The 20478-nt window shown below is 67.9% G+C and carries 15 protein-coding genes; 4 read left to right on the top strand and 11 right to left on the bottom strand.

Annotated features, from left to right (window positions below):
• Positions 1–50: 50 nt before the first annotated feature.
• From XnspCFBP7698_RS16330 to XnspCFBP7698_RS16290, 9 genes are all read right to left on the bottom strand, one after another.
• On the bottom strand, positions 51–1850 hold the full coding sequence (locus tag XnspCFBP7698_RS16330; protein WP_104580312.1) for a hypothetical protein: 1800 nt from the start codon (positions 1848–1850) through the stop codon (positions 51–53).
• On the bottom strand, positions 1850–4123 hold the full coding sequence (locus XnspCFBP7698_RS16325) for a hypothetical protein (protein WP_104580311.1): 2274 nt from the start codon (positions 4121–4123) through the stop codon (positions 1850–1852). The genes XnspCFBP7698_RS16330 and XnspCFBP7698_RS16325 overlap by 1 nt, the downstream gene beginning before the upstream one ends.
• Positions 4120–5286: a BatA domain-containing protein gene (locus tag XnspCFBP7698_RS16320; protein WP_104580395.1), complete on the bottom strand. Its 1167-nt coding sequence runs from the start codon at positions 5284–5286 to the stop codon at positions 4120–4122. Before XnspCFBP7698_RS16320 ends, XnspCFBP7698_RS16325 begins: the two co-directional genes overlap by 4 nt.
• A gap of 145 nt (positions 5287–5431) precedes the next feature.
• Complete coding sequence (locus tag XnspCFBP7698_RS16315) at positions 5432–6328, bottom strand: DUF58 domain-containing protein (RefSeq protein ID WP_104580310.1); 897 nt, start codon at positions 6326–6328, stop codon at positions 5432–5434.
• Between the two features lie 10 nt (positions 6329–6338).
• Positions 6339–7331, bottom strand: coding sequence for a MoxR family ATPase (locus XnspCFBP7698_RS16310; protein WP_104580309.1), 993 nt, complete (start codon positions 7329–7331; stop codon positions 6339–6341).
• Positions 7332–7584: 253 nt separating this feature from the next.
• The gene (locus XnspCFBP7698_RS16305) at positions 7585–8397 is read right to left on the bottom strand and encodes a DUF4159 domain-containing protein (RefSeq protein ID WP_104580308.1); all 813 of its coding nucleotides are present in this window, start codon (positions 8395–8397) and stop codon (positions 7585–7587) included.
• Positions 8394–9728 carry a TldD/PmbA family protein gene (locus XnspCFBP7698_RS16300; RefSeq protein WP_047693260.1) on the bottom strand — a complete coding sequence of 445 codons (1335 nt, stop codon included), beginning with the start codon at positions 9726–9728 and terminating at the stop codon, positions 8394–8396. Before XnspCFBP7698_RS16300 ends, XnspCFBP7698_RS16305 begins: the two co-directional genes overlap by 4 nt.
• 14 nt (positions 9729–9742) lie before the next feature.
• The gene (locus tag XnspCFBP7698_RS16295; protein WP_184368541.1) at positions 9743–11377 is read right to left on the bottom strand and encodes a TldD/PmbA family protein; all 1635 of its coding nucleotides are present in this window, start codon (positions 11375–11377) and stop codon (positions 9743–9745) included.
• Between the two features lie 1142 nt (positions 11378–12519).
• Positions 12520–14148, bottom strand: coding sequence for a TldD/PmbA family protein (locus XnspCFBP7698_RS16290; RefSeq protein WP_199680205.1), 1629 nt, complete (start codon positions 14146–14148; stop codon positions 12520–12522).
• Positions 14149–14479: 331 nt separating this feature from the next.
• On the opposite strand from XnspCFBP7698_RS16290, the gene XnspCFBP7698_RS16285 reads away from it, so the two are divergent.
• Positions 14480–15754: a right-handed parallel beta-helix repeat-containing protein gene (locus XnspCFBP7698_RS16285; protein WP_233549008.1), complete on the top strand. Its 1275-nt coding sequence runs from the start codon at positions 14480–14482 to the stop codon at positions 15752–15754.
• Between the two features lie 321 nt (positions 15755–16075).
• On the opposite strand, the gene XnspCFBP7698_RS16280 is transcribed toward XnspCFBP7698_RS16285, so the two are convergent.
• Positions 16076–17032: an AraC family transcriptional regulator gene (locus XnspCFBP7698_RS16280; protein ID WP_104580305.1), complete on the bottom strand. Its 957-nt coding sequence runs from the start codon at positions 17030–17032 to the stop codon at positions 16076–16078.
• Between the two features lie 79 nt (positions 17033–17111).
• On the opposite strand from XnspCFBP7698_RS16280, the gene XnspCFBP7698_RS16275 reads away from it, so the two are divergent.
• The 3 genes from XnspCFBP7698_RS16275 to XnspCFBP7698_RS21795 are packed head-to-tail and all read left to right on the top strand — an operon-like array spanning position 17112 to position 19932.
• Positions 17112–17915, top strand: coding sequence for an alpha/beta fold hydrolase (locus XnspCFBP7698_RS16275; protein ID WP_104580304.1), 804 nt, complete (start codon positions 17112–17114; stop codon positions 17913–17915).
• On the top strand, positions 17912–18307 hold the full coding sequence (locus tag XnspCFBP7698_RS16270) for an MAPEG family protein (protein WP_104580303.1): 396 nt from the start codon (positions 17912–17914) through the stop codon (positions 18305–18307). Before XnspCFBP7698_RS16275 ends, XnspCFBP7698_RS16270 begins: the two co-directional genes overlap by 4 nt.
• 44 nt (positions 18308–18351) lie before the next feature.
• Positions 18352–19932 (top strand): hypothetical protein, encoded by a 1581-nt coding sequence (locus XnspCFBP7698_RS21795; protein WP_233549007.1) that lies wholly within the window; start codon positions 18352–18354, stop codon positions 19930–19932.
• Between the two features lie 108 nt (positions 19933–20040).
• Here XnspCFBP7698_RS21795 and XnspCFBP7698_RS16255 read toward each other — a convergent pair whose 3' ends face one another.
• Complete coding sequence (locus tag XnspCFBP7698_RS16255; RefSeq protein ID WP_104580302.1) at positions 20041–20295, bottom strand: DUF2164 domain-containing protein; 255 nt, start codon at positions 20293–20295, stop codon at positions 20041–20043.
• Between the last annotated feature and the right edge of the window lie 183 nt (positions 20296–20478).

Genomic DNA, 20478 nt, shown 5'->3' with positions numbered 1-20478 from the left:
GCAGTGGCGCGCGGGAAGCCAGCGCACGCCGGCCACGCGCGGGGTGACGCCTACCCCTGCCTGCCCGCAGGCACCGGGCGATCCGCACGCCACCGCTCCAGCCACCACAGCAGCGCGGCGGCCACTACAAACCCCAGCCACCACGGCCAGCGCGGGCCGGGCTGCGGTGCGGGCTGCGCCTGGCGGGTGGCATCGCTGGGGGTGACCAGCGCCAGGGTGGCGTCGCGTTCATTGTTGGCAGACAGCGCGGGGGCGTCGGCGGGGGCACGGATGTAAAGGGCACCACCGCGTCGCGCGTCCTGCCAGCGATACCAGCCGGTGTGCTCCGGCCAGAGGCCGGCGCAGGCCGCCGGTCCGGTGGCCGGGTCTGGTGGCAAGGCGGCAGTTGTGCCGTCGGGCGCCTGCAACTGCGCTGCGCTGCCCAGGTTGCACACGCCGATGCGCTGGTTGCGCCAGCCGGTGCGGGTGGCCAGGCGTGGTGCGGGGTGGGCGCGGGCCAGGGGCGAGAGCGTCTGGCTCCACAGCGCGGCGTGCAGTGCGGGCTGGCCCTGCAGCACCAGGCGGTAGCTGTCGGTGAGGGTGATCAGGCCGATCCGTCCGCGCCCATGCGCACGCCACCACGCCGATGGCGTGCCGTTGGCGGCGCGCAGCACGGCGATGACGTCGTCTGCATCGGGCACCAGGGTGCGACGTTCCAGCACGGGCAATGCCGACACTGCGCTCCCTTCGGTCCCTGTAGCGGGTTGCTGCGGCATCGCCGAGGCAGGCTGCGGCGCAAGGGCAGCCGCCATCTGCACCGGCGCGCCGGCGTCATCGCCACGCAGCGGCAGACCAAGCTCGGCAATGGCACTGCGTTGTACGGCATCCAGTGGTCCGGTCAGGCGCAGCAGCAGGCCTAGGCCGCGCTCGACCGCGGCGCGCAGCATCATGCGTTGCGCGCGCGACAGCGCGGCCAGGGCACGTTCGTCGATGACCAGCAGGTCGGTGCGGTCCAGCGTGGCGGCGTCCAGCACCCGTGGGGCGTCGCCCAACTGTGCGCCGCCGCCGGTGGCGATCTGGCTGTGCAGCTGCAGGCCGGCGTCGTGTGCCCAGCGGCGCAGGTACTTGAGCTCCGGCTGCGGCGCGCCGGCAAGGATCCACAGGGCGGCGGCAGGCGTATCGACGGCCGACACCGGCACATCGGCCCGGTCGCGCGGGCGCCCGTCCGGGCCGAGCACGCGCACCACGAAGACGCTGTCGCCGGCGGCGCGCACGCTGCCGGTGAGCCGGAAGCGTCCGGCGCTGTCGGGGGCGACCAGATCCACGCGGCGGCCGGCCGGGTCCAGCAGTTCGACGGTGGCTGCGGGCAGGCCGGTAATGCGGCCAGCGATGGCCACGTCGTCACCCGGCGCCGCCAGCGGCGGGGTGACCAGCTCGGTCAGGCCCGGGGTGGGGGGTGGCGGCCTGTAATGCAGCGGCCAGCCATGTGCCGCGTCGCGGTCGCGCGCAGGCAGGCCGGCGCCAACGATGCGCAGCCCGGTGGTGCCGGGATGGCGGCGCAGTGCGGTGGCCAGATCGGGCATGCGCTCGGCGTGGAGCAGGCCGGGCGATGCTTCGGGCAGCGCGATGAGACGGTCGCCGGGCGCCAGCGCGAGCGAGGCCATGCCGGCGCCGGCGGTGGCCACCACCAGGGTGCCACTGCGGCCGGGAAGCGGCGGCGGGAGCAGCGTGCAGTACAGCAGCGCGGCGCACAGCGGTTGCAGGGCGAGCAGGGCGGCCTTGCGCCAGCCGGCGATGCGCGCAGCGCGCAGGCGCCACCACGCCAGCAGCGTGATCAGGGCCAGCAGGACGATGACGAACCAGGCGGGCATCAGCGGCGCTCCTGTGCGTGCAAGGCATCCAGATACCGCTGGCCGCCGGCATCGGGGGCCGCGCGCGGCTGCACGGCGGCCGGTGGGCGCACCAGCACCGGCCAGAGCAGCGCGCGCAGGTGCTGCCGGCAACGGGCGCAGTCGGGCGTGGCACGCAGGGTCTCGACGGCGGCGGCCAGATCCAGCGGCGCATCGAGCTGGCGCTCGTGGGTGGCCAGCCAGTGCGCGAAGGCATCCAGCGCGGCGGCATCGTGCATGGGTGCGGCTTCGCCCAGGGCCTGCCACAGCGCCATCGGTTGCGGGTCGGGGCGGGTGCGCGCATCCAGCGCATCGGGGCCGGGGCCGATGCCATCGCGCTTGCCGCTCATGCGCCGGCTGGGGTCGATCGGCGGCAGCTGCGTGCCGACCCGCGCCAGGTAGATGCGCTCGGCCTGCTGCACCTGCTTGATGAAGCCCAGCGCCTTGTTGGCGAAGGGCAGGGCACGCTCGGGGTGGCCCTGGCGCAGCTCGCCTTCGGACTGCCACATCTGGTCCAGCGCAGCGCGCAGCAGGGCGCGGGTCTGCGGGTCGAGCAGGGTGGCGGCCTCGGCGTGATCGTGGGTATGGCCGTACTCGGCCAGCACGTTCTCCGCTTGGCCGAAGCTGCTGCGTTCGGGCCGGCCGTTGCCGCCGCCGTGGTCGTGGTCGTCCAGCGCGGCGGCGCCGGGTTCGGCGGCGCTGGCCTTGTCGTGATCGTCGTGGTCATGCCCGGCGTGCGCGTGGGTGTCTGCAGCAGCGGCGGGCGCGCTTGGCGCGTCGGCGGTGGGCATGTCGGCAGTGGGCAGATCGTCGGCGGGGGCGTCGCTGGTGGGTGGCGCGTCGGCGGTCGGCGGACCTTGCGGCGCGCCTTCGCTCTCTTCGCCCAGGAACTGGCCGTAGCGCAGCCGCAGCAGGCGCTGGTCCACGCCGATGGCGTCAGAGCGCTTGAGGAACGTGGCGGCGTCCAGGCGCGGCTGTTCCTTCAGCAGCGCCTGTGCGTCGATGATGATCTGGCGCTGGCTGCGGAAGTACGCCGGCAGGGTCTGCTTGACGCTGGCTTCCAGGCTGGTGGCCATGGTCTGCTCCGGCGGCGGCCAGCGCAGGATCACGCTGGCGCTGCGGCCTTCTTGCGGGCCGGGCTGGCGGGTGTCGTGGACGATGAGTTGCGCGATCAGGTCGTCGCCAGCCGCCATGCCCAGGGCCTGCGGCTGCAGCGTGGTGGCGAAGCTGCGTTGCCGGGCCGGCCCGCTGCCGGTGAGCGCGCGGCGCTGGGTGGTGAAGGTGATGTTTTCGCCGCTGCCCTGGGCCAGGGTGAGGCGCAGCTCGGCGCTGGCGGCCACGGCGTAATCGTCGCTGGCTTCGAAGCGCAACGCCCAGCTGCCATTGGCTGGCGTCCACAGCACCAGGCTCTGCTCGGGCGCGAGCACACGCACCTGCGGCGGCCGATCGGCATGCACCTCCAGCCGATGCAGCTGGCGGTCCGCAGGGGCGTTGTCGATCAGGATGCGATACAGGCTGGGGCGTTCGGCGATCCAGTGGCCTTGCCAGTGGTCGCTGCTGCCTTGCCGGGCAAGCGGGACCAGGCGGCCGCCGCTGAGCCGCAGCGCCACGCTGCGTGGCGCCGGGCTGACCTGCAGTTGCCAGTCCAGCCGGGTGCCGGCGGGCACCCGCGCATCCAGCCCAGGCAGGCGTGCCGCCGGCAGGCCGGTATACGCGGGCGGGCTGCTGCGCAGCTGCGCCTGACGCAACACCGGGGCGCCGCGATCGGCACGCGCCGCGGCCACGCGGTCGCTGCCTGCGGCAGGCGGGTGCGGGCGCGGCGGCCACAGCAGGAGCGTGCCGCAGGCGATCAGCCCCAGCAGGCTCCATGGCCAGGCGCGCCGCCACGGCCAGGCCGGGCGCAGGTCGCGCGGGGAGCTGCGCAGGCGCTGCTCCAGCCGCTGGCGCTGCAGGGCCTGCAGCGGGTTCAGCTGCGCGGCGGGTGCGAACAGCAGGTCGCTGCTGTCGTCCAGATCCGGCTCGCGGTCCAGCCGGCGGATCAGCCAGGCCTGGTCGAGCCGACGCGCCTCCAGCGCTGCCACGCCGAGCACTGCCAGCAGGCCCAGGAGCAGCAGCGGAATCACCGCTGCCGGCGCACCGGCCCGCCACGCCAGTGCCGCCGGTACCGCCGCCAGCGGCAGCCCGAACAGCAGCACACCTGCGGCTTGGCGCCGCCGTGCCGCCCGCCACGCCTGCTGCAGTGCCGGCGTGCTCATGCGGCGTTGGCCCGGCGCGGCGAGGTGGCGAGCCAGCGTTCGAGCGCGAACAGCAGCAGCACCAGGCCGATCAGCCAGGGCGCCAGCGGCCATGGCGGTGTGGTCAGCCGGATGCCGGCGCCGCGCTGCGGCTGCTGGGTCTGAGCGGGCGCGCGCTGCGGCAGCGGTGGCGGCTGCAGCGCGGCGCGCAGGCGGCTGGGGAAGTCGGCCTCCAGCACGGCGGGCAACTGCTGCGGCTGCAGTGGCGCCACCCAGCGCAGCACGCGGCCACGGCCGAGCGTTGCGCCCTCGAGCAGCGGCGGCCCCTGTGCATCGGGCAACGGCTGCAGCGGGGCGGCCAGTGCAGGCGGGGCCGGGCTGCGCGCCTCCAGCAGCAGGTGCCCGCCGCCCGCGACCCAGGCCATCACCGCTGCCGGCGGCGTGCTGTGCGACAGCCACGCCACCACCGTGCCTGGCGCCCAGCGGGCCGGAGCCGCTGCCGCGGGCGTCACGACCGGCAATGCGCCCGGCAACGTCCAGGCCGCATGCACGGCGCGCAGGTAACGCAGGGCCGGCGCATCCTCGTCGTCGGCCACCACCTGCAGGCGCAGCGGCGCACCTGTGGCAGGGCCGGCAGTCGGCGACTGACCGGGCAACACCCGCCACTGCAGCACCCGCGACACCTGCACCCGCTGCGCATCCAGCGCGCCCCACAGCGTGGGCACGATCACGTACAGCGGCGCCTCGGCCGGCAGGCTGGCATCGAACTCGCGCAGCAGGCTGGCGACCGGTTGCGGCGTGCGGCTGCCGGATGCGGCGGCAACCGGCGGAAAGTCCGGCGCCAGCCAGTGCCAATGCGCATCGTTGGGAAGCGGCAGGGCGCGCGCGGCGGCCAGGTCAACGCCCGGGCTCACCACGATGCGCGGGCGGACATCCGGTGGCGCGCGCCGTGCCGGCTCGGCCAGCAGCAGCGCCACGGCGGCCAGCAGCAGCAAGCGCACCAGCAGCAACGGCAGCTCGTCCAGGCGCACGCGATGACGCGGGCGCGGCAGTGCCCGCAACCAGCGCAGCGCGGCAAAGTCGGTGGGCCGGTGCTCGCTCCGCCGCGCCAGATGGATCAGCAGCGGCATCAGCAGGGCCGCCAGTGCGGCCAGTCCGGCGGGAAAGAGCAGCAGCAGGGTCACCGCCACGCTCCGGCGTTGCCGCAACACGGCCGTGCCGCGGCTACGCTGCACGAGCGTGGACGGTGCCACGGCGCGGAGCGGGTGCCGGCCGCTGACCGGCTGGCCGCCAACCACGCCCGCCGCACGGCGCGCTGCACCCGCACGCTCATCGCGTCATGCCCCGGGCAAACACCTGGCGCAGGGTGGCGTCGGGCGGTGCATCCAGATAGTGCACGGCGTGCGCGATGCCGGCGGCCTGCCAGCGTGCCTGACGCGCGCGCTGGGCGGCGGCAAAGCGCTGCAGGTAGTCGGCGCGCATCGCCGCGCCATCGCCGAGCAGCTCCTCGCCGGTTTCCGGGTCGCGGAAGCGGTGGCCGCCATCAAACGGGAAATCGCGCTCATCGCAGGTCAGCACCTGCAGCTGCACCACGTCGCGGCGGGCGGCGGCGAATTTTTCCAGTGCGCTGGCCAGTTCTTCATCGAAGCCGTCGCCGATGGACAGCAGCAGGTCGTGTGCGGCGATGCGTTCCCATAACGGACGCACCGCATCCAGCCCCGGCCAGCGGCCACCGGCGCGCAGGCCGTGCAAGGCCAGCCACAGCCGGTCGCGCTGGCGGCTGCCGACACCGGCCGGCACCGCCACCAGGCCGCCGCCATGCAAGGCATACAGCCCGACGCGATCGCCCTGCTGCAGCGCCACCTCTGCCGCACAGGCGGCCAGCGTGGCCATCGTGTGCAGGCGGGTGTGGTCCGGGCGCGCGCTGTCGGCCTGCCTGGCCGATGCGGTGGCATCGAGCAGCAGCCACACGGTGAGCGGGCTTTCGCGCTCGGCTTCGCGCACGAAAAAGCGGTCAGAGCGTGCGTACAGCTTCCAATCGATCTGGCGCAGCGCATCACCCGGTTCGTAAGCGCGGTATTGGGCGAATTCCAGACCGGCGCCGCGGCTGCGGCTGGCGTGCTGGCCGATGCCGTGGCCGCCCTGGGCCTGACGCGCCCGCAGCTGCAGGCCGCGCAGGCGGCTGCGCACGTCGGCTGGAATCAGCGCCGGCAACGGGGCGTGCATGTCGTTGCGCTCAGCCCGGGTACGGCACGGCATGCAGCAGCGCGGCGACCACATCGTCGGCGCTGCGCTGTCCGGCCTCTGCGGCAAACGACAGCAGCAGGCGATGGCGCATCACCGGTGCTGCCAGCGCCAGCACATCCTCGCGGGTGGCAGCCAGGCGCCCGTGCAGCAAGGCACGGGCCTTGGACGCCAGCACCAGCGATTGCCCGGCGCGCGGGCCGGCGCCCCACTTGACCCACTGCCGCACCGCGTCGCCGGCCTGCGGGCCGGGCCGGCTGGCACGCACCAGGCGGTTGATCCAGGTCAGCAGCTCCGCGCCCACATGCACATCGCGCACCTGTCGCTGCAGCGCCTGCACACTGGCCGCGTCCATCACCTTGGGCACCTGCGCGCTGGCGCTGCCGGTGGTCTGGCTGAGGATGTCGCGCTCTTCCTGCTCGCTGGGGTAATCCACCCGCACATGCAGCAAAAACCGATCCAGCTGCGCTTCCGGCAACGGGTAGGTGCCGGCCTGTTCGATCGGGTTCTGCGTGGCCAGCACGAAGAACGGCGACGGCAACGCATAGGTGGTGCCGGCATAACTGACGGTGCGCTCGCTCATCGCCTCCAGCAGCGCCGCCTGGGTCTTGGGCGGAGTGCGATTGAGCTCGTCGGCCAGCAGCAGGTTGGTGAAGATCGGGCCCTGCTGGAAACGGAAATGCCGATGCCCGGTGCCATGGTCTTCTTCCAGCAACTCGGTGCCCAGGATGTCGCTGGGCATCAGGTCGGGGGTGAATTGCACGCGGCGGAATTGCAGCTCCAATGCCTGCCCCAGCGAGCGCACCAGCAGCGTCTTGCCCAGGCCCGGCGCGCCTTCCAGCAGGCAATGGCCGCCGGCCAGCAGGCCGATCAACAGTTGTTCCACCACCGCGTCCTGCCCGACCACGGCCTGGGCCAGCGCGGCGCGCAGTGCGCCAAGTTGCGAGAGCTGGGCGCTGAGGGTGTCTTCGTTGGGGGAAGTCATGGGAAACGTCTCGTTATGTGGCTGCTGGTGTAGGAGCGCGCTGGCGCGCGATGTGGCGTTATCGATACGGCATCGCGCGCAAGCGCGCTCCTACAAAGACGTACGCGGCTGGCGTATGCGACGGCGGATGGCTGGCGGTGGATGTCATGCCTTGAAAAAAATCTCCCTCGATTCCTGTAGGAGCGCGCTTGCGCGCGATGCGGCGTTACCGATAAAGCCTCATCGCGCGCAAGCGCGCTCCTACGGATCGATGTCAGTTGGTCAACGCATACATCACGATGTTGACGCCGAAGCGGGTGTTGTCTTCGGCCAGGAAGCGCTTGTTGCGCCAGTCGTAATCCCATTCGCAGCCGTAATCCTTGTTGCTGTACAGCACTCCCAGCCTGCCGTCGATGCTGATGCCCTTGAGGTAATCGTGCACCAGGTCATCGCCCCAGCCATTGAGTTCGAAGCTGGTGGCCGGCGGGCCATCGGGGAACTTGAAGAACGCGCTGTAGAGGCGATGCGACTTGGGCAACTTCTGCAGTGCGGTCTTGCCGAACATGGAGGCCATCTGCGCTTCGAACGAGGTGGCGAACAAGCCATCGATATCGTGGTTACAGTCGTCCACGAACACGAAGCCGCCATTGCGTACGTAGTGCTCGAAATTGCGCCGTTCGGCCGGATTGAACTCCACCAGCTTGTGCCCGGACAGATAGCAGAACGGCGCCTGCAGCATGCGCGGGTCGGCCAGATCCAGCACATGTTCCTCCGGGTCCACGCGCAATTGCGTGTAATCGATCAATGACGTGATCAGGTTGGACGGCATGCGCGCATCCACGTCCCAATCGCCGGAGTCGTAGCGCAGCCGGGTGAACCAGAAATCGTAACTACCGGCCGCACGCGCGCGCTGCGGCAGCGCCAACGTGGCGGCGCTACCGAGCAGCAGACCGAGAAAGTGGCGGCGCGGTGTCGGCGACGGCAGGCGGCCGGGAACCGGAAGCGCTGGTGAACACTCAGGTTGAGCGGAGCAGCTCTTGCTCTCCCATTCCCGATTCCCCACTCGCAATTCCCGGCTCTTACTCACACCGCATCCGACAGCGAGGTAAACGTAAAATCGCGCAGCCGCATCGGCGGAATCATCATCACGAAGCTGGATTCGTCGCCAGCCACGCGCACCGGCTTGCCCAGCTCGTCGATGTTGTTGAGCATGATCACCGGCGATTCGTTGAAGCGGAAATTCTTCACCGGATACTTGATCTGTCCGTTCTCGATGTAGAACGTGCCATCGCGGGTGAGCCCGGTGAGCAGCACGGTCTGCGGGTCGACCATGCGGATGTACCAGGTACGCGTGACCAGGATGCCTTTCTCGGTACCGCGCACCAGCTCGGCGATGTTCTTGTCGCCACCGGCCATCAGCAGGTTGCCCGGCTCGCCGACCGCACGCTTGCCGTTCTTCTGCGCCCAGAAACGCGAATACTGCAGGTTGGCGATCTTGCCGTTTTCCACGATGGCCATCTTCTCGCGCGGCAGGCCTTCTTCGTCCCACGGCAGCACCGCCGCGCGCGCATCCCACGGGTCGGCGGTGATGTTCACACGCGGGTCGTAGACCTGCTCGCCGAGCTTGTTGCCGCCGCCCTTCTTGGACAGGAAGCTGCGGCCTTCATCTGCGCGGCGTGCATCGAAGAAATTCATCATGAAGGAGATCAGTCCGGCTGCCGCGGCCGGCTCCAGGATCACCGTGTACTTGCCCGGTTCCAGTGCCTTGGCCTCGGACGAATCGCTGGCCTTGCGCATCGCAATGCGGATGTCCTGCTCGGCCTTGAAGTCGGCGGCATCCTTCAGGTTGCGGCCCACCCAACCCGAGCCGCGGCCATCCTCGGTGCGCACGGTGCAGGTGTAGTCGAAGCGTGCGCCACGCTGGTAGCCGAAGTTGCCCTTGCTGTTGGCAAACGCGGTGAAGCTCTGGCCATCTTCCAGAAAGCCGGCGGCGATCAGGCCCTTGCCTTTGCACGGTGCGATCGAATCGGCGGCCACCTGCGCGCGGAACGCCGGGTCCACCGCTGCCGTGGATTCGCTGAAGGTGGGGCTGGGTTTGTAGGTCTGCTTGTCGACCGCCGGCATGAACTCCGGGTTTTCCGGGGCCAGCCGCGCCAGGTCTTCGGCACGGCGCACCACGCGTTCCAGCGAAGCGTCGTCGAACTCGTTGATGGTGGCGATGCCCACGCGCTTGCCGAACGCCACCTGCACCTGCAGGTCGGTGTTGTCGACGATGCCGCTGGTGGACACGTTGTTGAGCGCAAAACGGATGTTGCCGTCGATCGAGCCGGTGAGCGTTGCGGTGCACTCGTCGGCCTTGGACAGCTTGATGACCTTGTCCAGAATGGCCTTGGCCTGCGCTTCGGTAAGGATGCTCATGTGGGTTTCTCCTGTCAGCCGAGCGAGCGGGCGGTGTTGATGACGTTGATGCCGTCGAAACGGGCGGTGGACGACCCATGCGAGACGGCCGAGGACTGGCTCGGCTGGCCCTTGCCGTCAAAGAAGGAACCACCCAGGCGGTAATCGCGTTGATCGGCCACGGCGCTGCAGGCGTTCCAGAATTCCGGGGTACGGATCTGGTAGGCCACGTCTTCGAGCATGCGGGTGATCGCGCCGTTCTTGATTTCGTAGAACAGCTGACCACCGAACTGCGCGTTGTAACGCTGCTGGTCGATGGAGAACGAGCCATCGCCGATGATGTAGATGCCGTTTTCGACGTTCTTGATCAAATCGTTCACGCTCAGCGGCGTCTTGCCGGCGGCCAGCGAGACATTGGCCATGCGCTGGAACTGCACGCTCGACCACGAGTCGGCATAGCAACAGCCATCGGAGGCGGTCTTGCCCAGGATATGCGCCTGATCGCGGATGGCCTGGTAGTCCACCAGCTTGCCGTCGCGGATCAGATCCCACTGCTTGGTCTTGACGCCTTCATCGTCGTAACCCACCGCGCCCAGGCTGCCGGGCTGGGTCTTGTCGGCGAGGATGTGCACCTTGTCGCTGCCGTACTGGAAACCGGCCTTGAGCTTGTCCAGCGTGGCGAAACTGGTGCCGGCAAAGTTGGCTTCGTAGCCGAGCACACGGTCCAGCTCCAGCGGGTGGCCGACCGATTCGTGGATGGTGAGCCAGGTGTGCGAGGGGTCCAGCACCAGGTCGTACTTGCCCGGCTTCACCGATGGTGCCTTGAGCTTTTCCTGCGCCTGTTTGGCGGCAGCAATCGCATCTTCCTTCATGTCGTAGGAAAGGCCGTAATTCACCACGCCGTTGGGCGAGACGAACTTGCCGGACGCGGCGCCATCGAGATATTCGTAGCCCAGGCCCATCGGCGCAGACAGCCCGTCGCGGGTGCGGAACTTGCCGCTGGCCTTGTCGATGGCGGTCACGCTCATCGGCGCCCAGATGCGGTGCACGTCCTGGTCGATGTAGGAGCCATCGGTGCTGGCGAAATACTTCTGTTCGTTGACCACGAACAGCATCGAGTTGACGAAGTTGGCGCCGGCGGCAGTGGCGGCGGCGTTGACGCCGAGCAGCAGGTCCACCTTGTCCTTGATCGGCACTTCCATCGCGTTCTTCTTGATCGGCGTCTTCCAGCTGACTTCGCCAACGCCCGGCGTCGGCGCCAGCTGCACCGGCGTGCCTTGCACCTTGGCGTTGGCCTTGGCAATCGCCGCCGCCTGCGCCGCGGCCTTGGCCACGCCCTGCTCGGTGAGCTCGTTGGTGGCGGCAAAGCCCCATGCACCGCCCACGATCACACGGACGCCGGCCCCGATGGACTCGGTGTTGACTACATTCTGCACCTTGTCTTCGCGGGTGATCACGAACTGGCGCAGATAGCGGCCAATGCGCACGTCGCAATAGCTCGCTCCGGCCTGACGCGCAGCGTTCAAGCCGGCGTCGGCCAGGCGCTTCTTGCGGCCCACATCGAAGGGTGTCAACAACTGCTCGGCGGCGATCGCCTTGCCGAAATAGGCCGGCACGATCAGCCCGCCCATGGTCAGCCCGGTGAGGGCCAGGAAATCACGTCGCTGCACGGGCAACTCCCCAATAGTCCCGCGCGGCGCGCAGGTGGTGTGGTGATGCGTGGAGCGCTCCACGCGGCATCGCCGATTCTTGCCGGGCGATGATTGCTGCGTCAAATGACTTTCGGCAGGGGTCCGTGAGCAGGTGGAATACCGGCATGCATCGCGTGGTGCGGCTCGGCCGCCTGCGAACGTGGCGAGCGCCGCTGGAGGAACGCAGACCGCGCGATCGTTTTGCCACGCAGGGCAGTCGATTCGTCGCAGGCCGGATCAACTGCCACGTTGCTGCAAGGGCCGCTCACGATGGTCTTGCGCAGCGCCTCAAAAAGAAACCATCAACATGACATTTTCGATTTTCAACAAAACCACCAACCAACTGTCTGGCGTGGTGTGGCGAGAAAAGATCAGTGGAGATGGTCGGTGCGCATGGATCTCAACAGCGACTCGCAAGCTGGCTGCGCGGTGACCTTATGCTTTTCGACAAAACCACCAACCAACTGTCTGGCGTGGTGTCCTCGCCGATTGCGGGACCGTGTGGCGGCATGGATGCCGCCACCGAGCCTACAGGGATGTACTTGCGGCGTGTCCCGCGAGCGGTGAGGGCGCCGCGCCTCGATCAGGCTTGAAGCTTGAAGATCACCAAGCGCTCGCGATACGCACGATGCAGTCGTCGCCATCTGATTGCTCAATACTGGCAGATCAGGCGGAGAGCGGATCATCTGCGCCGTTGCTGCAGGGCCCTTGCCCGCCCACCATCGCAGGACACGCCGTGAATCCGTCCCTGGAGGCTCTGGCGCGGCATCCATGCCGCTCAAGGTCCCGCGACGGTGGGCGGGCAAGGAACAGTGGAGTTGGTCGGTACGCAACGTTTTCAACAAGCACCCGGTAGCGGTCTGGCGCGGTGCCATCTGTTCTTCAATAAACCACCAGCCAACTGTCTGGTGCGGTGTCCTTACCGATTGCGGGACCGTGTGGCGGCATGGATGCCGCCACCGAGCCCCCATGGACGGGTTGACGGCGTGTCCCGCGAGCGGTGAGGGCGCCGCGCACTCGACTCACTAGACGTGGAAATAGCCAGTCCATGCAACGGGCTAAGTCCCAGCGTCCGACGTGATTGATCAGCGCAAATAGAAGCGTGGTTGATCCATCGGCGCTCACCCCAACGAACGCGCAGTATTGATCACGTTGATGCCGTCAAAGCGTGCGGTGGATGACCCATGCGAGACCGCAGAGACCTGGCTCGGTTGGCCCTTGCCGTCGAAGAACGAGCCACCCAGACGGAAATCGCGTTGGTCGCACACCGCGCTGCAGGCATTCCAGAACTCCGGCGTGCGAATCTGGTAGGCACCGTCTTCCACCAACCGCGTGACCTGGCCATTTTCGATTTCGTAGAACAGTTGCCCGCCGAACTGCGCGTTGTAGCGCTGCTGATCGATCGAGTACGAACCGCGCCCGTGAATGTACAAGCCGCGCTCGACGTTCTTGATCATCTCGGCAACGCCAAGCGGTTGCTTGCCTGCCGCCAGCGAGACATTGGGCATGCGCTGGAATTGCACGTTGGACCACGAGTCGGCGTAACTGCAGCCATCGGAGGCCGTCTTGCCGAGCAGGTGCGCCTGATCGCGCGTGCACTGGTAGTCGACCAGGATACCGTCGCGCACCAGATCCCACTGTTTGGTCTTGACGCCTTCATCGTCGTACCCCACCGCGCCCAGGCTACCCGGCTGGGTGCGGTCGGCGACGAAGGTCACCGCATCGCTGCCCCAACGGAACTTGGCATCGCGCTTGTCCAGCGTAGCGAAGCTGGTGCCGGCGTAATTGGCCTCGTAACCCAGCACGCGGTCGAGCTCCAATGGGTGGCCAACCGATTCGTGGATGGTGAGGAACAGATTGCTCGGGTCGATCACCAGATCGTACTTGCCGGCCTTCACCGACGGCGCGGTGAGTTTGGCGCGCGCCTGCTTTGCCGCGGCAATCGCATCTTCGCGCGCGTCGTAGCTGTGGCCGTAGCCGATCAGCCCGCCTGGAAGTTGATGCTTCTGGCTGGCATCGCCATCAAGGTATTCGTAGCCCATGCCCATCGGCGAAGACAGCCCATCGCGGGTGCGGAAGGTGCCGCTGGCCTTGTCCACTGCGGTAACAGTGAAAGGGAGCCACAAACGATGCACGTCCTGGTCGATGTAGGAGCCATCGCTGCTGGCGAAATATTTTTGCTCATTGATGGCGAACAGGCGCGAGGCCACAAAGGTGGCACCAGCGTTGAGCGCCGCGGCATTGACGTCCATCAACAGCGCCACCTTGTCCTGCAGCGGCACTTCCATGGCGTTCTTCCGGATCGGTGTCTTCCAGCTGACCTGCCCGGCCGGCGTCACCGGCGCCAGTTGCACCGGCGTGCCGCCCAAGCGCGCATTCGCCTTGGCAATGGCCACCGCGTGCCGCGTAGCCGTGGCCACGCCGTCGCTGGTCAACGTGTTGGTGGCCGCAAAGCCCCATGCGCCATCGGCCAGCACGCGCACGCCCACGCCACTGGATTCGGCATTGACCACGTTCTCCACCTGCGCCTCGCGGGTGATCACGAACTGGCGCAGATAGCGCCCCACGCGCACATCGCAGTAGCTGGCACCGGCGGCCTTGGCGGTGGTGAGCGCGGTGTCGGACAAGCGCCGGTTGCGGGCCGCATCGTTTGGCGCCAGCAGCTGCTCGGCAGCGATCAGGCGCGTATGCGGCAGCAGCAGCCCGGCAGCACCGATGCCGGACAGGGTGAGGAAGGTACGACGGTCCACGGGTGGTCTCTCCGATCGATGCCTGTGGGGAAATTCCACACGCCACTGCCCGAGACTTACCGCGCACGCCGGATTGGTCAAGTGCCGGCTACCGCACGTTTCGTATCGCGTGCGCGCCTGCGGCAGAACATCGGTCGCCAAAACCGAACCCGAGTGCTGGTGGCAACAGCGCAGCATCGCTAGTCTGCGCGGCTGCAATCGATACGTCGATGCGGCCCTCGCCGCGATGCAGCCCCTCACGCCGCCACCACCCTCTTACCCAGCTCCAGGGACCCATCCGATGATCACCACCTCCCGCCTTGCCGTCGTGGCGATGGCACTTGCAGTGTGCATGCCCACTTCGCTGGCGCTCGCGGCCGATTGGTATGTCTCGCCTACCGGCTCGGACAGCAATGCCGGCACGCGGGCTGCGCCCTTTGCCAGCGTGATGGCGGCGCAGGCCGCCGCGGCCAGCGGCGACACCGTGTACCTGCGCGGCGGCACCTATCGCCCCACCAACGCGAATGTCAGCGTGAGCGAGCGCACCTACGCCATCGTCAATGACATCACCAAGGACGGCATCGGCTACGTCAATGCCGCCAACGAGCGCCCGGTGTTCGACTTTTCCGCAGTGACGCCGGCAGATCGCCGGGTGGCGGCATTCCGCGTCCGCGCCAGCAACTGCGTGTTTCGCGGCTTCGAGGTGATCGGCGTGCGCATCACCATCGCCGACCGGCTGACCCAGTCCGAAGCCTTTCGCGTGCAGGGCGGCAACGGCAATCGCTTCGAGCGGCTGGCCATCCACGATGGGCAGGCGATCGGCTGGTATCTGGTGGCAGGCAGCAACAACCAGGTGCGCAACGTCGATGCGTACAACAACAAGGGGCTCAATACGTTCTCCTACGGCAACATCGATGGCTTCGGTGTGCATCCCGGCGCCGCCGGCAGCGTGGGCAACCGCATCGAGGGCAGCCGTGCCTGGAACAACAGCGACGACGGGTTCGATCTGATCAATGCCTGGGAAGCGGTCACGCTGGAGCACAACTGGGCGTTCCGCAACGGCCTGGATACCGATGGCACGCCGCTGGGCGACGGCAACGGTTTCAAGGCCGGCGGTTTTGGACGCAACGGCAGCGTGTACCCGCAACCGGTGCCGCGCCATCGCATTGCGTTCAATCTGGCGGTCGGCAACCGCACCAATGGCTTTTATGCCAATCACCAGATCGGCGGGCAGGACTGGATCAGTAACACCGCCATCGGCAATGGGCGCGCCAACTTCGACATGCTATCCACCCTGGCGGACAATCGCACCGACGTGGCTGGCTACGATCACACCCTGGCCAACAACCTGGGCTACGGCACGCGCACCGAGATCGCCAACCTGGGCGCCGCCACGGCCAACGAGATCGGGCGCAATTCCTTCAGCATTCCGCTGGTTGCGATTGCGCGTGACTTCGTCAGCCTGGATGAGCGCCAACTCACCCGTCCGCGCCAAGCCAACGGCGATCTTCCGGTGATCACCTTCGCCACGCTTGCGCCCGGCAGTGCGTTGATCGATGCCGGTGCCGACAGCGGTGCGGCATTCAACGGGCGTGCGCCGGACCTGGGAGCCTTCGAATCCCTGTAGCGACAGCGCAGGCGCTTTCGCGGCGACGATTCGGTCTTCCGGCGCGTCGACGGAACGGAGGGACGATGAGCGACGCACCGCGTGACCGGAGAGTGCGCAGCGTAGAACGGATTGCGACGAGCCGATGGCTTGCCTGCGCCAGCAACGTCGATGCACCTTGCACAGCGCCGGTGGTGTGGTGGCAGATCATGGTGCCCGGTGGTACCTCATGTGCCTTGGTACCCATGTCGGCGAACATTCCGCAAGATCCGGCACACCATCGCGAGACTGCGCGCCAGCCCGGGCCCTGTCTGCCTGGCAGGCAGGGCCCGGGCGGCGGTGCTAGGGCTTTGCCTGCTTGGGTGCATGCCCGAAATACGCCTTGAATGCGCGGCTGAAACCGGCTTCGGACTGATAGCCCACCCGGCGCGCGGCATCGCCCACGCCGACATTGCCGGAGCGGATCAGATCGTCGGCCACGCTCAACCGCCACAGTGCGATGTAGCGCATCGGCGGCTCGCCGGTGACCTGCACGAACTGCTGCGCCAGCAGCGAACGCGACAGGCCGGCATGCCGGGCGAGCTGCTCCACGCTCCAGCGGCGATACGGATCGGCATGGATGGCGTGCAAGGCCAGACCGACGCGCTCGCCGGCCGCGCTGGTGAGCCAGCGCGATTGCTGTGGATGCAACTCGGCCCAGCTGCGCAGTGCGCGGATCACCAGCAGATCGATGATGCGCGAGACCATCAGCTGCGCACCGGGCCGCACCTCGTGCGCTTCGGCCATCAAGAAATGCGAGAGCAGGCGCAACCATTCGGGCACGCGTCCGGCATCGCCCGGGATATGGATCAGCGTCGGTAGTGCCCGCATGATCGGCGGCAATGGAAGGCGCTCGTAGCGAAAGATGCCGCCGATGACGCTGGCCATCGCGGCGCCCTCGCCGTGACGGATCTTCAAACTTGCCGGGTCGAACCGGTCGGCTGCAAAAAAATCCTCCGCACTGCGTGCCGGGCGCTGCGCTTGCGACAGCCTGTGGCCACGGCCATGTGGTAGCACGACCAGATCGCCGGTCTGCAGCTGCAGTGGTGCACCGTCATCTGCAGTGATCCACAGCGATCCCGCCTCGACAAAATGCAGATGCGATGGCCCGGCCGGCACCCGTGCGTGTACGCCCGCCGCCAGCTCGGCGCTGTACACGCCATCACCCTGCAGGCGGATCAAGGTGAGCAATTGCGACAGGATGTCGGCGCGCGCGGGCTGGGCATCGCCCGCCGCCTGCGGCGCTGGAGGATCGGTCATGGAAGGCGGTGTCCGGGTCATGGTGTCGCGCGGTGCGCAAGCGGAACCTTAGTGCATTCCGACAGAGCCGAGGTGCCCCATGAAACGTACGACCTGCATTCCCATCGCCGCGTTGCTGTTATGCGCGCTGTGCTCCGCCACCGTGCAGGCGCTGCCGGCGCCGCGCCCCACCATCGTGCTGGTGCACGGCGCCTGGGAAACCGCTGCGATCTGGCGCCCGGTCGCCGGCCAGCTGCGTGCGCACGGCTACCGCGTCATCGCGGTGAATCTGCCCGGCCGCCCTGGCGCCTCGCAAGCAGCGGAAGCGGTCAGCCTGGCGGCGTATCGCGATACGGTACTGGCCGCGATCAAGGACGAGACGGCACCGGTGGTGCTGGTCGGGCACAGCTTTGGCGGCGTGACCGTCACCAATGTGGCCGAAGCCGCGCCGGCCAGGATCAAGACGCTGGTGTACCTGGCCGCGTTCGTGCCGCAGGACGGCCGCACGCTGATGGCGCTTGCACAGGCCGACACCGGCAGCCAGTTGCCGCCGTATCTCGCGTTGGACAAGAGCAGGGGCGTCATGTCGGTGGCAACGTCGGCACGCGCGGAGGTGTTCGCCAACGACGCCACGGCCGCGCAACGCGCCGCCGTGCCGGCCATGCTGGTGGACGAGCCCGTGCAGCCGATGATGACGCCGGTGCAGCTGACCTCGGCGCGCTCCGGCAGCGTGGATCGGGTGTATATCCGCACCCTTCAGGACAGGGCGCTCAGCCCCGCATTCCAGTCGCAGATGATTGCCGCCACGCCGATGCGGATGACCATCGATCTGGACACCGGGCACTCGCCCTTTCTCACTGCACCGGCGGCGCTGGTGGCAGCGATCGAACAGGTGGCGCAATGAGCCCGCAGATCGAATTGAGTGTGGTGGCCACCCTGGCAGTGCTGTGCCTGTGCCTTCCCTTGGTGTTTTCCGCACTGTATGCGCGCCAGGTCGGTACCAAGGCGTTGATCGGCAATCGCGAGGGCATTGCCGAACCGGACGGGGCCGCAGGACGTGCGCTGCGTGCGCATCGCAATCTGCTGGAAAACTTCCTGCCGTTTGCCGCAGTCGTGCTCGCTGCCATGCTGTTGCAGGTGTCCGGAACCATCACCGTCATCGCATCGCTGGTGTTTTTGGGCGCGCGCATCGTGCATGCGGTTTGCTATCTTTTCGCCATTCCCGGTTTGCGCACACTTGCCTATCACCTAGGCCTGTGGGCGACGCTGGCCTACGCATCGCAGTTGTTCTTGTGAGGTTCCCGATGCACGCCAGACACACCGCAGACACGTCGTCGGCAATGTCCCCGCCGGCACGCACCACGGTAGCGAAACCCGCTGCAACCGAGCCTGCCGGTGCGCTGCGCAAGGCCGTTGCCGGGCGCGTGCTTGCGCTGTCGCTACTGGTCGGGGCGCTGGCGCATGTGCAGGCCGTTTCCGCTGCCGAGCGCGACAGTTTCAGCGTGACCATCAAGCCGTTGACCGCGCAGGACGAGACCGTCACCGGGCTGGCGGTCACCGAGCAGATCACGCGTGCAGACGCGCGCAGGCCGCTGAGCTTGGTGCTGCCCTCGGCCTTGCCAGCCGTGCCGCATAACGCAGACGCCATCAGCGAGCTGCATGTCAGCGACGCGCATGGCGATGCGGCGCTGTCGATCGCCGAAGGCGCAGCGGTGGATGGCTTCGACATGCGCCGATGGAGCACCGAGCGGCCGGTCGGTCCGCAGGTGACGGTGCGCTACCGCGCCGCCTTGGTGCCTGCAAATAGCGGTGGTCCGCCCTTTGGCATGAAGGCGGCCGGGCTGGGTGTGGCAGGCAGCTCCAAGAGTTTCGTGCTGCTGCCCGAACAACTGGACAGCGACGCCAGCACGCTGACGTGGGATCTATCGGAACTGGCGCCCGGCTCCATCGGTGTCGCCAGCGGCGGCGTCGGCACGGTGCGGGTGCCGGGCCCGGCAACGGTCATGGGCGATCTGTGGCTGCTGGCCGGGCCGGCCGTGGTGGCCCAGGCGCAGGACGATGCCGTGTTCAACGCCTACACGATCGGCCAACCGCCCTTCGATGCCGCAGCCACCATGGCGTGGGCACGGCGCGCGTACGACGTGCTGGCAACCGGGTTGGGCTACATCGACGCGCCGCCGCGCTACGACCTGTTGATCCGCGCGTTGCCGGTGGCCTCGTACGAAACCGGCACCGCGCGCCTGGCAGGCGGCAGCAGCCTGATCACGGTGGGCAACGTGTTTTCGCCAGGCCAGGATCTGCACAGCGTGCAGAGCACCATCTTTCACGAGATGGGGCACCAATGGGTGGGCCAGCTCACCAATGCCGTGGAGCCCTGGTACGCGGAAGGGGTCAACGTGTTCGTGCAGGCGACCTTGCCATGCGCGGCCGGCCTGCTTCCACACGCGGCCTGCGCCAACGCCATCAACACATGGGCGCAGCAGTACTACGCCAGCCCGGCGCGGCGCTGGTCGCTGCAACGCATCGATGCGGCCGGCTTTGCGCAGGAATCCATCCGGCGTATCCCGTATGCGCGCGGCATGTTGTACTTCGCCAGTGTCGATGCCGCCTTGCGTGCACGCTCGGCCGGCAAACGCGGCTTGCTGGACGCACTGCGACCGCTCTACGTCGCACGGCACGCCGGCAAAGCGTTCGAACGCAGCGATATCGAAGCGCTGCTGCGCCGCGAACTGGGCGATGCCGAAGTCACCCGCTTCCGCCAGGTCGTGATCGACGGCACCCAACTGATCGTGCCGCCTTCCAATGCCTTTGGCCCCTGCCTGCAGCGCCAACCACGCCGCCAGATCAGCGAAGGGAAAACAGTGGAAGGCTATGTGTGGGAGCCGGTATCCAGCGGCGCACGCATAGCCGCGTGCCAATGATGCAGATCGCAAGGGACGCATCCGACCGCTGATTACTCGCGCTCCTTCTGCGCCGAGCACATTCTCCTGCGTGCTCGGCGCGATAGTGTGGCGACTCAGCTCACCTCATCACTTCTTGAAATCGGTGGGACGCTCCAGCTGATAGACCGCCTCACCCAAATCTTCCAGCTTGCCGGCGATGATGGCTTGCGCATCATAGACACCGCGGTTGTAGAAATACGCGCCGACTTGCCCGGCGAAGAAATCAAGGAGGAACTCGGCATCGAACCGCCCGATCTCCTGCCTGAGTTCTTCGGTGAAATACAGCTGGATCTTGCGGGTGATCGCGGCACGTTCGGCGTCGGTGAATTTGATGTCGGTCATGGGTCTATCACTGTGTGAGCGGCCAGCGAGACGGCCGATCTGCTTGTAACGTATGTCGGGAGTGCAGCCTCAAAGCGAATCAGCCTGGCGCTTTGCGGCCGGTGACCAAGCGTAGCAAAGCAGACCGCTATCGCATGTCGGGGAGAATTCCAATGCGATTCGTCGATAGGGCGTCCTGTGGGT

The sequence above is a fragment of the Xanthomonas sp. CFBP 7698 genome, from assembly GCF_003600855.1.
In the GTDB taxonomy this organism is placed as follows: domain Bacteria; phylum Pseudomonadota; class Gammaproteobacteria; order Xanthomonadales; family Xanthomonadaceae; genus Xanthomonas; species Xanthomonas cannabis.
This window is presented reverse-complemented; position numbering and strand designations above follow the sequence as displayed.